This window comes from Leptospira dzoumogneensis (genome assembly GCF_004770895.1).
In the GTDB taxonomy this organism is placed as follows: Bacteria; Spirochaetota; Leptospiria; order Leptospirales; family Leptospiraceae; genus Leptospira_B; species Leptospira_B dzoumogneensis.
In genome coordinates this window covers 101,865-115,188 of sequence record NZ_RQHS01000010.1, presented here as the reverse complement: position 1 = coordinate 115,188, position 13,324 = coordinate 101,865, and the positions used below count along the sequence as shown (strand labels likewise).

Sequence of the window (13,324 nt, the reverse complement as noted above, 5' to 3'; positions counted from 1 at the left end):
AAACTAAAAAACATTCGACGTTAGCGGAGAATCAGTAGGAATGAAGTATCTAGACCGAGGTGCATGGAATGATCGTAAACGGTAAGGAATTCTCTCTGCGGGAACTTTCTTCTCCGGATCTTTTTTCCCTATTGGAGTCCTTAAAATTAAAACCGGAAACGGTTGCCATCCAGAAGAATGGAGAGATCCTAAAAAGGGACCATTGGAAGAATTCCTCCTTAGAAGAAGGGGATAAAATAGAGATCCTGAAATTTGTAGGAGGGGGTTGAATCATTTTTGGAATTCCCACTTAGACCCAGACATAGTATCTGGAGAGCGCCCGGCATTTATCCAATCCTAGATCTAGAATATTGTTCCAAGTTTTCCAAGGACCCGGTCCGTATTGTGGAACTTTGGAGTTACCAAAGGGAATGGATCCCATTCTATCAGATACGCGCTAAAAAAGAGACCACTGAAACATTAAAGAAGGTTTATGAAAGTCTTATAGAAGCATTTCCTGATTTTCCGATCATACTGAATGATTATTGGAAAGAGGCCTTGGAATGGAGATGTTTCGGACTTCATATCGGAAAAGAAGATTATGCTTCTCTTTCCTTAGAGGATAAGAAGAAGGTCCGCTCGAGTGGATTGTACCTTGGCACTTCCTGTCATAATTCCGAAGATATTGCAGGCTTAGAGCCCGGTGTCTGGGACTATACCGGACTTGGACCGGTGTATTCTACAAACTCCAAGGATACGGAAGATATTCCTGTAGGTCTTCGGGGCGTCCAAGAAGCCTTACAAATTGCTAAAATACCTGTCACTCCTATCGGAGGGATCGGTCCTGAACAGATCACAGAGTTATCGGAGCTCGGTCCATTGTCCTATGCGATGATCGCTTCCGCTTCCGAAAGAGATTCCTTTTACGATTGCATTCGTATCCTTAAGGAGATAAAGAATCCATAAAGGACCTGAGACCGGTATACCGATTCTTCCTTGTTTTTGAAGGCTCCAAATCCCAAGTTTCAATTGACTCCCAAATTATGTCCAATAAGATGATCCCTATGAAACAGCCAGGGGAAATACGCCATCTATCTGCAAAGGATGATCGCGACTACTTACTAGATTATCAGACCCTGAATGTGGATGATCTGGACAAGGCTCCTATTTTAGGTGTACCTTTCGATAACGCCAGCCTAGATGAGGCGGTGGCAAAAATTTATCATCTCATGGAAGAGAAGGATAAATTCCATCATGTTCTTCTTTTAGATCCTATAAAGACAATGGCTCTTCGCAAAGGGAAGAAGTTACATAGGATCGCGCAAAAAGCCAGCCTCATCCTAGCGGAAGGTGCGGGTCTACAATGGGCCGCTAAAAAATTAGGCGGGGAATTAAAAGAGAGAATTCCTACAATCGCACTCATGATGGACTTGGTCCGTCTTTGCGAACTTAGAAATTATTCCATTTTTCTTTTAGGCGGAAAGGAAGAGATCGTTGAGAAAGTTTATTTCAATCTTTCCAGACATTTTCCCGGAGTTCGTATCGTAGGACGTCATGCAGGATATTTAAACACCCAGCGTGAGCTGCTTGTAAAAGAATCTATCCGCAAGACCAGTCCGAATATTATATTTCTTGCAATGGATTTTCCGGACCAAGAGATCTGGGTTGAGAATAATACCGCATTTTTCGGCCACGCAGTAGTGATCGGAGTCGGTCCTGCTATGGACATTCTTTCCGGAAAAGTAAAAAAGGCTCCGAATGTTTTCAAACTGAAGGGCTTAACCTGGCTTTGGAGAATTATGGTACGTCCTTGGAGACTGATTCGCCTGAGTAGAATGTTCGGATTTTTTATAGTGGTAGCGATCAAATCTCTTTTTGTAAAAAAGAAGAAATAACTCTTTCGGATTTTTATACCACGCGGAATCGCGAAGACGCAGAGTTTTTAAGAAACCCGATGTAGGAACTCCTACAAAACAAACTCCGCGGCTCTGCGCCTCTGCGTGAGAAAAACTCTGAATCTCTTAAAAACTCTGCGCCTCTATTTACGAACCAAATCTTTAATCGAATCAAGCGTTGGAGAAACCCAGTCTTCTAAGAGAGGTTCTCTTTTGAGAGCTTCTTTTTTGAATAAAAGATCTTTATTGGAAAGTGAGATCTCGCTTGCTTCATTGATCTTACGCGCGGTTTCGATTGCCTTCCAATAATTCTGAAGAGCCTGAGCGGTATAATTCTCGGATTCTTGTGCATTTGCTTTTTTAGAAAGAGTTTCGTAACAAGCGCCAATATTATTATAAGCGGCAGTCAGAGTTTGATACACTTCCTGGTGATATGGATCTTCCGTTTTAGGAGAACTCATCTGAGGAAGTTTTTCTTCCATATCATCTTTTACTCTTAGGAAATATCCAAGAGCGGTTTTTGTCTGACCTGTGTAGAAGAATGCATTTCCTTTTGCCATAAGAAGAGTAGGATTATAATATTCATCCTTGTCTTCGAAACCAGTCCAATCAGCCAAAGATTTGTCGAAGTCTGAGTCCATATATTCCACCCAACCTTTGAAAAATTTCATTTCTCTCAGCATGGATGCAGGGAGCTCTCTTCTCCATTTGCGGATTAGATCGAACTTAGGTTCTTCGGAATCCACTTTTGCGAATTCTTGGAGTGAATTTCTAAGTTCGTTCCTACGATTTCTTTTTTCCTCTTCTTCTTTTAAGACGGAAAGGCTTTTGCCGTCGGATTCGGAACGAGAACGGAATGGATAAATTTTTCTACCGGGAAATTCTTTTAGGGAATCTTTGTCTGAAAGCCCTGCGGACAATAAGTATCTGATCTTTCCAAGATCGAAATGGATACGTGCGGGATTTCCTTCGAATAATGTTTCGTCTTCGTCTTTAGAGCCGAACCAACGCTCGCTATTTTCATAACGAGATTCAGCTTCTTTCAAAAGATCTTTTGCTTCTTCAAAATTTCCTACTCGGATAGAATGTTCTGCAAGTTCCAGGACCGCCAGCCAATGTTTAGGATCTAGAGTAGCCGCTTTTTCGAAAAATCTTCTCGCCTGGCTATTTTCCTTTTGCGAAAGATAATATTTCCCGCGCTGGTAATATCCTTCCGCATAATCTTTTCCTTCTATCTCAACCCCGGTCCTTTCGTCTTCCATGGACTTTCTGTAAATAGTATCTAAAAGACGGATTGCACTTTCTTCTATTTCTATTCCGGAAACTTGGTCAACAGGATTGATATTATATTTGATCCTAAGTTCTTCCGGATCGATAGCGGCATAAAAAGATGCAAGCTTTGCAAGAGTATAGAAGGGGAGTTCCGACTCCATGTCCAGATTATTCCTAAGTAAACGATGATGATTTAAAACGAATTGAGGATCCCCGCTTTCTTTCCACATTTCTAAATATGTGGAAACGAGTCCGGCTTGGCCGGGAATACTTTTAGGATTCGCTTCTACAATTCGATTGTAGAAGGATGCTGCTTTTCCGAATTCTCTTCTATTATAATATATTTTTGCGATACCAGCGGTAGAATCCTCATCATAAGGGCTTTCTCCGTCGGTGAATACCTTGGAATAATAATCAACAGCTAACGCGTCGTTTTTATATCTTCCTTTTTTACCTTCGGTTGGCTCTGCAAAATCAGGCATGATCTGAGAATGGAACCAGCCTAGGTTTCTGTAGGTATTATTATCATGAGTTCTTTCTTTCAGCCTCATCGCGAGGAATGCGCCAGCGATCAGAACTTTTCTTGGGGTTTTTTCCTGGTCTAAGAGAAATTTGATGCCTTCTATCCCTTGGTTTACACCTTTATTGGTCTTAAGCTTTTTATCATTCCAAGATTCTCCTTGGGCCAATCGGACCATAGGAGATTGTTCTCTTTTATTCCAAGAATCTAATGTTCCCATTCCAAGATCCGGCTCTATTTTACCGAATAATTTTTGGAAGGAATATTCGTACTCTCCTGCACGGCTGTATTCCACTCCGTACAGGTTCATATATTTCAGATTATAAGGATCAATATCGAATCCTTTATCATAAGAATCTTCTATACTGATCAGATATTTTTTTCTATCTTCTTCGCCTAAAGTCCCTGCGAATCTTTTGGCTCCCATTTCACGGATCTGTTCCAGACCTGCTTCGTAATTTTGAGCGGCCTGTCTAGGAAGAATGATATGTTTATAAGTGAAATAACTTCCGAATCCGATCAGTAACGCTGCGGCCGCCGCGAAGAATGTCCTGCGGATCTTCTTCCTTCTTTCTAATACACCTTCTCTTGTATAGATAGGGTCGGAAGAAATGATAGGAACACCGTCTGCGGAATAAGCGCCGCTTCTATCCGTAAGAGCGACTGTGACTCCTAATGCGGATGATAAGAATGCGGCGATATCCTCGGGGCTACTTTCTATTTTAATAAGTTCTAATAGATCTCTTTGGGCCTTTTTAGAAAGACGGTCTTGGACTATGGATTCAATGACCGTTCTACGTAAAAGTGGAGGATAACGAAGTATTTCCCTCTGGATGATTGCAAGTTCTTCGTCTGTGAGGGATTTATCTATTTCGTCTTTATCTTCTCCACCCAATGAACGTAGGTCTTCTTCGAATGCGTCTGCTCCAAGATCCTCGTCTCCTGAGTCTGAATCCAGATCAGGGGAGAAGCTTGTAAAATCGGAAGATTCCGGAACAGATTCCATTTCCATTTGGGAAGCAGGTTCTGTCGCAAAATCAGCAAATGGATCCGATTCCGGAATGGAAGTTGCCCCGGAAAGATCTGAGAATGGATCATGATCTCCACCGGAAACAGGAGCGAAGTCTGCGAATGGGTCTGAATCTGTAGGAGCTTCGGCAAAATCATCTCCGCCAAAATCTCCTGAGCCGCTCGGTTCAGAATCGAAACCGCCTAAGTCTCCAAAATCAGAATCACCGGATGCAGGGGAGGCACCGAACGGGTCACCTTCTTCTAATCCGAATTCGTCTCCAGGAGTATCTTCCATTCCGGAAGCATCAAATGCTGCAAATGGATCATCGGAAGCGGAAGAAGCAGGAGAGTCGAAATCTTCAAGACCTGAATCTCCTGGCTCTTCTCCGCCGCCTAAACCAGCGAACGGATCATCTGAAGAGTCGGAAGTTCCAGCACCAAAATCGTCCATTCCTAGATCAGAATCCGCAAATGGATCAGCACTAGGAGTGGAGGAAACTAAGTCTTCATTAGGAGGAGAGTCGAATGGGGTATCTAATTCAGGAGAGGAATCGAATCCACCGAATGGATCTTCTTCACTTGTAGGAGCTCCGAAATCTTCCAGGCCTGCGGAAGGTTCTTCCGGCTCGGAAGCTCCTCCAAAATCATCCAAGCCTGAGTCGGCAAATGGGTCGGATACAGGCTCTGGGGTCGCAAAATCACCGAAATCGTCGGATGATGTAGGAGCTTCGTCAAATCCCCCGAAAGGATCTTCTCCCGCATCAGCGTTAGGTTCGCCCCCTTGGGAAGGCTCAGTTAATAATTCATCAAGATCGATATCATCGTCTTCAGAAAAGGATAATGGCTTTGGCTTTTGGATAGGTTCCGGGGACTCGTCGTCACCTAGATCGAAACTTTCTTCGGATCCTTCTTCCGGTTGGTCCTCATCGTCGTCCCCGATAGATATAGGAACACCGTATCCCATCTTCTCTCGGAAAGAGGAAAGCATAGGATTCAAATCTTCGGAAGATTCCGGATTCTTGTTCAAAGGATCCAAGATGGAGCGGATCTGCTCCAGTTCCTGTTCTGAATAATCAGCCATAAAGTCCTTCCAATAGTATCGGCTGGTCTTGGAAAGAGCAAAGATTTTTTCCTTATGTCGGATCTAGGACAAGCCCCGGAAATACGCTTAGGGTTTCCGGGAAAACCTACGACAATCGGTTTATGGTGCATAAAGCCAAGGCGGTTGCCTTACTTACCTTGATATTGACCTTCGCTCTTGCTGCGGAAGACGCGGAAGACTGGATCGGAGCCTTCCGGTCCGTGGATTATGAGGAAGGAGAAGAAGCCCTTCCCGAAGAGAAAATTTATTATTTCTGGCAATTGGAGAATTTGAGAAAGGCAGTACCGCCTAGATTCATCCGATTCGTAGATACATTCTCCGCTTTAAAAACCGGGAAACTATTGAACCGAGGAGTTTTGTTCAGTTACGAGGGTCTTGCAAACGACGAGGTAAGCGTTTGTGGAGAATTCAATCATTGGCAATGTGTTTCCTTACAAAAGAATGATAAGGGAATATTTTACGGAGTAGTGGATATCCACGGAGACCAACTCTATGAAGCAAAACCTGCCTACGAGTATAAGTTCAAGGTAGACGGTATCTTTACACATGATCCTGAAAACCCTGACACAGTAGAAGATGGAGAAGGTTCTCAAGTTTCCAGGATCGCATTCAGAGAAGGTGGACCAAATAAACAGACAAGCACCAGGGTCTTAGAAGATTCTCCATACGAAGAAAAAGAATTTAGGACCGTAGAATTCAGGATTTATCAACCCCAAGCAGAGTCCGTAAGTCTGATCGGAGATTTTAACCATTGGGATCCGGAATCCGATTTTTTGATCAAAGAAAGGAACGGGACCTTCAGGGTTGTCAAAAAATTAAAACCTGGTGAATACCAATATAACTTCTTAGTCGATGGAAAGATCGTAGTGGATACTTATAATCCTCTTACGGTGTTAAGAGAAGACACAGGAGAGATCTCTTCTGCATTATTAGTTCCTACCAGAACCGGAGTTTTGGAAAGAAAGAAGATTGACCCCTAAGGCATAAAACGGATTCTTTAGATCCGTTCTATGGAAAAGTTTCGTCTCTCCGTATATTTTGTGATCGGGATCATCGTCATCCTGATCGTATTTACTTTGTTAAAAAGTTGGTTTGTATACGACCGAGGGATCGAACTCGCAAAACATCCGTCTAACAGTATCCAGACTGTATATGTGGAACCGGACGACGATCTGGTAGAACATTCAGCAGTAGTTTGGGGAAAATTTTTATACTACCCACTCGGGCTAAACAGGGACAGAGAAAATTTCGGTCCTCGTAAAACCTTAAATCATGCCCAAAACCTTGTGTTTGTAGATCTCCAAACGGGAAGAAACCGTAAGGTATTCAATAAAAGTGTGTATATCTGGGATTATTTTTACGGAGCAGAACCTGAAAAGTTGAGTTCAGATTCGGAAACCGGGGAAGTCTCTGAAGATGTATTTCCAGGTTTAAAAACCGGAAAAAAGTTCGTGATCGTTGGAATGCCGGAAGATACCAATAAGGACGGATATCTAAACCAAAAAGATTCCAAAAAAGTTTTTGTATACGATCCGAATTATGATGAACTACTTCCGATTCTTCCCAAAAAATTCTATTTGGAAAAGATCCTGCCGGACACTCCTGAAAACAAACTAGTGATGATCGTAAAAAGGGAAGAGGAGTCCGGCCCAAACAAAAAGAAGCCGAATCTTCCTACATTATTTATTTATGATACTCTTCAAAAAAGAGGCCAAATGATAGAGCGCCCGTAAAAAATTTTGGGCGGGAGGCCTTTAGTTGTGATCTCCAAAAATTAGAAAATTTCGCACAAAGACCGCCAAGACCACGGGGTTGAAAACTAACGATAATCTTCTTTGTGTCTTAGCGGCTTCGCGTGAAAAAATGTTCTCTACTCTTCCTGAGCTTCTAACCATCTTTCCGCTTCCAGAGCTGCCATACATCCGGAGCCCGCAGCGGTAATCGCTTGGCGATATGTTTTATCCTGAACATCTCCTGCAGCAAATACACCATCCACACTTGTACGAGTTGTGCCAGGAACGGTTTTGATATAACCTGTTTCGTCCAGATCCAATTGGCCTTCGAAAATTTCAGTATTCGGTTTATGACCGATCGCGTAGAATAAACCGCCCACAGAAAGTTCTTTTGTTTTTCCAGTGGTAAGTTCTTTTACAGAAAGGGAAGTAAGCTGGTTTCCATTTCCTTGTGCTCCTTCTACGGCAGTATTCCAGATAATTTCTATCTTAGGATGAGTGGTCGCTCTTTTTTGCATGATCTTAGAAGCTCTTAAAGAATCTCTTCTGTGGATCAAATACACTTTAGATGCAAACTTAGTTAAGTGAGCCGCTTCTTCTACCGCGGAATCTCCTCCACCAACCACTGCTAATTCTTTGTTTCTATAAATTGGAAGTGCACCGTCGCAAACTGCGCATGCAGAAATTCCTTTTTGCCAATAAGAATCTTCACCTGGGATGAACATCCTTTTTGCAGTGGCACCCGTTGCGATGATCACAGTTTCAGCTTCGATCAATTCATCGTCCGACCAAATTTTGAAAGGTCTTTTGGAGAAGTCGACTTTGGTGATTGTTTGGGTGATAATTTTAGTGCCGTATTTTTCGGATTGAGCACGGAACAAATTAGTAAGTTGGGTTCCGTCTATTCCTTCCGGAAAGCCTGGGAAATTTTCCACCTCAGTGGTGGTGGTGAGCTGTCCACCAGCGGCGATTCCCCCCGCCATAAATCCTTCGTACATAACAGGGTTTAAATTCGCTCTGGCTGCGTAAATTGCCGCAGTATGACCCGCAGGTCCGGATCCAATGATGACTACTTTATGGGGCATCTCATTTCCTCTAATGATTTAGAATGATTCTAAATTGATTTTATTTTTAGACTGGGGAATTGTAAAGTAGATCTTTTTTTTCGAGAAGAAAGAGTCGGAATTCCAGCAGTCCCTTTCCTAGATGAATTGTCTTGTCATCCGGGTAGGAATCCAAATGCTATCCAGTATTCATGGATTTCGCCAAAAAATCGTTTTTCGGCCTAGTTTTTTTGATCCTAATCTTCCTCGGAACCGAAGCAGGCTTGGTTCTATTACGCAGTCCTTCTCTACAATACTATAGGGATCTAAAACTCATCCATAGTTTCCATCCTGAATATTACGTGGCTCTTGAGCCCGGCCAATCCAGATATGTCAGCCATTTTGCAGGAAAATGGGAAGGCCAGTTCAGCATCAACTCACTCGGCCTTAGAGGAAAAGAAGAACCGGTCCCTGGAAAACCAAAACTTCTATGCTTAGGAGATAGTTTGGTAATGGGATTTGGGGTAGGTGACTCAGATACATTTTGCCAACTCTTGGACGGAATTCAATTAAAGGGAGAAGCTAGACAGGCCCTAAACCTGGGAGTGGACGCCTACGGATCCAGAGGTTCCTATTACAGACTCAAAGATATTTCTGCAAAACTAGATAATGTAAAAGAAGTACTATTCTTCATTTCTCCAAACGATTTCGATATGCCGGAAGTTCTTGCAAAAAAAGGGATCTTGCCCGACGACCAAACCGACGCGATCAGAGAAAAAGATCCGAACTACGCTCGAAATTTTAAATTACAATTTATTTTAACAAGAATTTCTTATACACTCCAAGCTCTAAAACTTGCTTACGAACAGATCCAAGTAACATTTGCAGTTACTAAACTTTCAGTATGCAAAGAGTTGGATTCCGCAGGATTTTATAGATGTAGTATGCTTTCCGCTCCGGAGGAAAACACCAGCGCGGCCGGAAACGGATCTGTACAATCCAATGTAAATCGTCCTTCCGGAAATTTGGTCTCTTATTTTGAGTCTTCCTTTTTTAGACCTATTAAAAAACCAAATTGCGATTCTGATATTACGCCGACTTCCGCAGTATTCGGATCCATATGCCCTGAACCTGTGCCGGCTCATGTGACTTGTGTGGATTCGGCTCCTTCTTTCGAATCACTTCCCGTGCTTCCTGAACTCACTCAAGAATATTACCAAAAGATGATAGATCTTGCAAAAGAAAGAGGGTTTAAACTGGTCCCGGTCATTCTTCCTATCCAAATAGAAGAGATCTATTGTTATAATAACGGAAAATACCATCCTTTAGAAAATTACGCAACTCGTGCCTCTGCATTTTTCGAAAAACGAGGAGTGAAAGTTTTACGTTTCAAAAAGGAAACAGGATCGATGTGCGGTTTTGACCAGAACGGCAAAAAATTCGGAATCTTAGATCATTATATCCCGGAAGACGGGCATTTTACAAAAAGAGGAAATATTTGGGCGGCGGAATCTCTCAAGGCCAAATTGAAGGAGACCGATCTTGCTCTTTAATTCCCTTCATTATTTATTTTTTGCACCCATCGTTATCCTAGTTTATTTTCTGGTACCTTCCAGATTCCAAAAACTTTGGTTATTGGTAACTAGCTTATATTTTTATGCGGTTTTTAGAGTTCCATTCATTCTACTTCTTATCTATTCCATTGCGATCACGTATTTTTGTACACTTTGGATGGATAGATCCGAGTCCAGATTTGGAAAATTATTTTTCCTGAATATAGCTATCTGGGGAAACCTGTCTTTACTATACTTCTTCAAGTATTTGGATTTTTCTTTTACCGTTTGGAATACGATCCTTGGTCTTGTTCCTTGTGAGCCGTATTACGCGTATCCTTCCGGAATTCTACTCCCGATGGGGATCTCATTTTTTACCCTACAGGCGATTGCGTATGCGGTGGACGTATATCATAAAAAAGTAAAAAGAGCTGAGAGCCTATTTCAATTCGGATTATTCTTAAGTTTCTTTCCTCAATTGGTAGCCGGTCCGATCATTCGTGCCCAGGACATGCTCCACCAATTCCTGGACACATATACATTCAAAAAAGAAAATTTACTACCTGGGATCAGACAACTCGCCTGGGGACTTTTCAAAAAAACATTCGTAGCAGATCCAATCGCAGCTGTTATCGATCCGGTATTTGCAGATCCGCTTCATTATGGCTGGTTCTCATTAGCTGTAACCGGTTCCTTATACATCATACAAATGTATTGTGACTTTTCCGGATATTCGGACGTAGCCATCGGGACCGGAAGGATCATGGGCTTCCATATCCCGATCAACTTCAGGCAACCATTCCTTTCCCAGACAGTATCCGAATTCTGGAGACGTTGGCATATTTCCTTCAGCTCTTGGTTGAAAGAATATGTGTACATCTTCCTAGGCGGAAACAAAAAGGGGATCTCCAGAACTTACATCAATCTATTCCTCACAACATTCGTGAGCGGGATCTGGCATGGAGCGGATTGGAATTTCGTAGTCTGGGGATTTGTTCACGCAAGTTTAATGGTGATCGAAAGATTTGCATTCTCATTCGAGCGTATCAAAAACTATTGGGATAAGATCCCAAGCACTATCAAAGTAGCTTATCCATTCACCATATTCGGGATATCCATGTACTTCTTCCGAGCAAGACCGGTGGAAGGGATCGGAAACAGCGTCCAAGTTGGTTGGGCAATGGTCAGTAGAATGTTCTCCGGAGTCCAAGGTGATTTCCTGCCGGTTCCGTTATCCGTTCTTTCTACGGTATTTATACTAATGCTCGGCGACTACCTGATGGAAAAAGAAACTCCTTGGGCCAAAAAACTTTTCGAGAATAGGATCTGGGTCTATGGGATTTCAGCCATTTTGATCTCTATCTGTTTTATCTTATATAGTGTGACTGTAAGCGCACCTTTCTTGTATTTTCAGTTCTAAGATTTGGGCGGCTCCTACGCTTCGCTCCGGACCGTGCTGCTACGACTTCGCGCATTCGCGCTCATCCGGGCTTTGCCCGGACTAAAGGTCTGCGCATCACTGCCGCGTACTAAATCTCTGCGACTCCGTGTCTCTGCGTGAGAATTAAATCCGATTCATTTTGGCCACGCAGAGGCGCAAAGACGCGAAGGGTTTTAATGAATATCTTTTGCTATTTCTTCTGCGATAAAACGATATAGCGCCGGATTTGGATGTCCGTCTTTAGGAAGGAAAATTGGATTTTTGCCTTCTGCCCAGAACTCATGGATTTTGTGTTGGAGGTCCAACACTGGAATATTGGAATCGATTGCGATCTGTCGTACTTCTTTCACGAGTGCTGAATCCACAACCGGCTCATACTTCTCATTCGGTTCTGGAAGAAATACTAAAACAAAAGGAATCTTCTTCTCTTTTACGAATGTAAACAAGGAGATTGCTGCTTTTCTATGAGGATGATCCGGACCTAAAACGTTACCACTGGAAGGAATTACTAAATTATCCGCGGATTCAGGTTTGTACTTCTCATAAAGTATTTTGAATGCGTTGAATACTGCACTATATTTGGAAAGGATATAGGAAATTCTGACTAAGATCCTTTTTTTAACGGAATTTTGTAATTCTAGTTCTCTATAAGAATCAGTAAAATCGGAAATATGATAGATCCAATACGCAGCCTGAGGCGGGGAAGAATCTTTCAAAACTTCTGTAAGTCTTTCTTGGATCCCGAAACTTCCGAGTGCATCCACTCCCAGATTTCGGACAAGTTTTGGCTCCTTCTTCTCCTCGAATTGAGAATTTAGAACCCAAGGAAGGCTTTCCTGGTCATTCACCAAGTATCCTAAAGAAACAGAATCTCCTAAAACCCAAATTTCCTGAGGATTACCGTTGTAGGAATTCCTACCAACACTTTCACCAGTGTCAGTTGCAGAAGTTTTCCTTTCTCCTCTAAAATCAGTAGAGACATGGTATCTGATATTCTTCTCCGGATGATACAGATCCAAACTTTGGTTCGGGCAAAGCCTCATCCAGGGAATTGAAAACAGATTTCCGGAAGTTTGCAGGCAATGCAGCTTTTTATCATCCAATCTAAATTGAACGGAAGGGAAATAGGGAAGTCTGAGCAGAACTTCTAAAAGAAAAAATAGAAAAATAGAATATAATAAAAAAATAAAACGGATCTTTCGAGCGTAGGTTACTTCTCTCATTTAGTGGAAGTTTCCTCGTAGAGTCTTTTTTCACAGAGTTCAAAGAGTCTTTTAGAAGCAGGATTGGATTCAGGGATACGATTTTCGATAAAACGTTTTCTTTCCGAGGGATTTTTCTTAGAATCTAGAATACAAGAGCTTAAAAATTTGGCGAGACTCTCTCTGTCCTTGTCCCAACTTTCGGAAAATCCCCTCAAAACGGTTTCGGTCTCGTCCCTGGAACCCGCTAATAAATAAATTTCTAAAAGATAGAGAAGTATCTCCGGATTTTTAGGATCTTTTTTGAGAGCTTTTTCTAGATAAAGAGCGGCAGATCCGGGTGCTTCTCCACTTTCCGCTAAAAGAATTCCTAAATTTTTATTCGCAGTAAAATTTTCAGGATTTTCTCTAAGTGCTAAATCGTAATAATATAAAGCCTCTGCAGTGTTGCCTTGCGCTTCTTTTTCTCTCGCCTTACTTGCTAACTCCCCCGAGGAATCGCAATTCAAAGCAAATTGGGACATAAGCAAAATTATGGCGTATCGGAACTTCTGTCTCATTTCCATAGTTTTT

11 protein-coding genes are annotated in these 13,324 nt (G+C 42.2%); 7 read left to right on the top strand and 4 right to left on the bottom strand.

Annotated features, from left to right (window positions below; genetic code table 11):
* Positions 1-68: 68 nt before the first annotated feature.
* The 3 genes from thiS to EHR06_RS06335 all read left to right on the top strand — a co-directional run bounded on the left by thiS (position 69) and on the right by EHR06_RS06335 (position 1,874).
* Complete coding sequence (thiS, locus tag EHR06_RS06345) at positions 69-269, top strand: sulfur carrier protein ThiS (protein WP_008592479.1); 201 nt, start codon at positions 69-71, stop codon at positions 267-269.
* 7 nt (positions 270-276) lie between these two features.
* On the top strand, positions 277-945 hold the full coding sequence (locus EHR06_RS06340) for a thiamine phosphate synthase (protein ID WP_135756229.1): 669 nt from the start codon (positions 277-279) through the stop codon (positions 943-945).
* Between the two features lie 98 nt (positions 946-1,043).
* Positions 1,044-1,874 (top strand): WecB/TagA/CpsF family glycosyltransferase, encoded by an 831-nt coding sequence (locus EHR06_RS06335; protein WP_135756228.1) that lies wholly within the window; start codon positions 1,044-1,046, stop codon positions 1,872-1,874.
* Between the two features lie 143 nt (positions 1,875-2,017).
* Here the strand turns inward: EHR06_RS06335 and EHR06_RS06330 are convergent, their stop codons facing one another.
* Entirely contained in the window at positions 2,018-5,758 is a 3,741-nt protein-coding gene (locus EHR06_RS06330; protein WP_135756227.1) for a tetratricopeptide repeat protein, read from the bottom strand.
* A 122-nt stretch (positions 5,759-5,880) separates the two neighbouring features.
* On the opposite strand from EHR06_RS06330, the gene EHR06_RS06325 reads away from it, so the two are divergent.
* Together EHR06_RS06325 and EHR06_RS06320 are read left to right on the top strand one after the other, a co-directional pair.
* On the top strand, positions 5,881-6,759 hold the full coding sequence (locus EHR06_RS06325; RefSeq protein ID WP_135756226.1) for an early set domain-containing protein: 879 nt from the start codon (positions 5,881-5,883) through the stop codon (positions 6,757-6,759).
* A 30-nt stretch (positions 6,760-6,789) separates the two neighbouring features.
* Complete coding sequence (locus EHR06_RS06320) at positions 6,790-7,512, top strand: hypothetical protein (protein ID WP_135756225.1); 723 nt, start codon at positions 6,790-6,792, stop codon at positions 7,510-7,512.
* 137 nt (positions 7,513-7,649) lie between these two features.
* Here the strand turns inward: EHR06_RS06320 and trxB are convergent, their stop codons facing one another.
* A complete protein-coding gene (gene trxB / locus EHR06_RS06315) occupies positions 7,650-8,597 on the bottom strand; it encodes a thioredoxin-disulfide reductase (RefSeq protein WP_135756224.1) in 948 nt (315 codons plus the stop codon).
* Positions 8,598-8,767: 170 nt separating this feature from the next.
* On the opposite strand from trxB, the gene EHR06_RS06310 reads away from it, so the two are divergent.
* Both EHR06_RS06310 and EHR06_RS06305 read left to right on the top strand, forming a co-directional pair.
* Positions 8,768-10,108: an LA_2490 family SGNH/GDSL-type esterase gene (locus EHR06_RS06310; RefSeq protein ID WP_135756223.1), complete on the top strand. Its 1,341-nt coding sequence runs from the start codon at positions 8,768-8,770 to the stop codon at positions 10,106-10,108.
* Complete coding sequence (locus tag EHR06_RS06305) at positions 10,098-11,528, top strand: MBOAT family O-acyltransferase (protein WP_135756222.1); 1,431 nt, start codon at positions 10,098-10,100, stop codon at positions 11,526-11,528. The genes EHR06_RS06310 and EHR06_RS06305 overlap by 11 nt, the downstream gene beginning before the upstream one ends.
* A gap of 194 nt (positions 11,529-11,722) precedes the next feature.
* On the opposite strand, the gene EHR06_RS06300 is transcribed toward EHR06_RS06305, so the two are convergent.
* Complete coding sequence (locus EHR06_RS06300) at positions 11,723-12,772, bottom strand: LA_2486 family SGNH/GDSL-type esterase (RefSeq protein ID WP_135756221.1); 1,050 nt, start codon at positions 12,770-12,772, stop codon at positions 11,723-11,725.
* Positions 12,769-13,317, bottom strand: a complete 549-nt coding sequence (locus tag EHR06_RS06295; RefSeq protein WP_135756220.1) for a tetratricopeptide repeat protein — start codon at positions 13,315-13,317, stop codon at positions 12,769-12,771. The genes EHR06_RS06300 and EHR06_RS06295 overlap by 4 nt, the downstream gene beginning before the upstream one ends.
* Between the last annotated feature and the right edge of the window lie 7 nt (positions 13,318-13,324).

What these genes read in the sequence shown, in the direction of transcription:
- thiS (WP_008592479.1), top strand. Translation starts at nt 69, where the DNA reads ATGATCGTAAACGGTAAGGAATTCTCTCTGCGGGAACTTTCTTCTCCG.
- EHR06_RS06335 (WP_135756228.1), top strand. Translation starts at nt 1,044, where the DNA reads ATGAAACAGCCAGGGGAAATACGCCATCTATCTGCAAAGGATGATCGC.
- EHR06_RS06330 (WP_135756227.1), bottom strand. Translation starts at nt 5,758, where the DNA reads ATGGCTGATTATTCAGAACAGGAACTGGAGCAGATCCGCTCCATCTTG.
- EHR06_RS06325 (WP_135756226.1), top strand. Translation starts at nt 5,881, where the DNA reads ATGGTGCATAAAGCCAAGGCGGTTGCCTTACTTACCTTGATATTGACC.
- EHR06_RS06320 (WP_135756225.1), top strand. Translation starts at nt 6,790, where the DNA reads ATGGAAAAGTTTCGTCTCTCCGTATATTTTGTGATCGGGATCATCGTC.
- trxB (WP_135756224.1), bottom strand. Translation starts at nt 8,597, where the DNA reads ATGCCCCATAAAGTAGTCATCATTGGATCCGGACCTGCGGGTCATACT.
- EHR06_RS06310 (WP_135756223.1), top strand. Translation starts at nt 8,768, where the DNA reads ATGGATTTCGCCAAAAAATCGTTTTTCGGCCTAGTTTTTTTGATCCTA.
- EHR06_RS06300 (WP_135756221.1), bottom strand. Translation starts at nt 12,772, where the DNA reads ATGAGAGAAGTAACCTACGCTCGAAAGATCCGTTTTATTTTTTTATTA.
- EHR06_RS06295 (WP_135756220.1), bottom strand. Translation starts at nt 13,317, where the DNA reads ATGGAAATGAGACAGAAGTTCCGATACGCCATAATTTTGCTTATGTCC.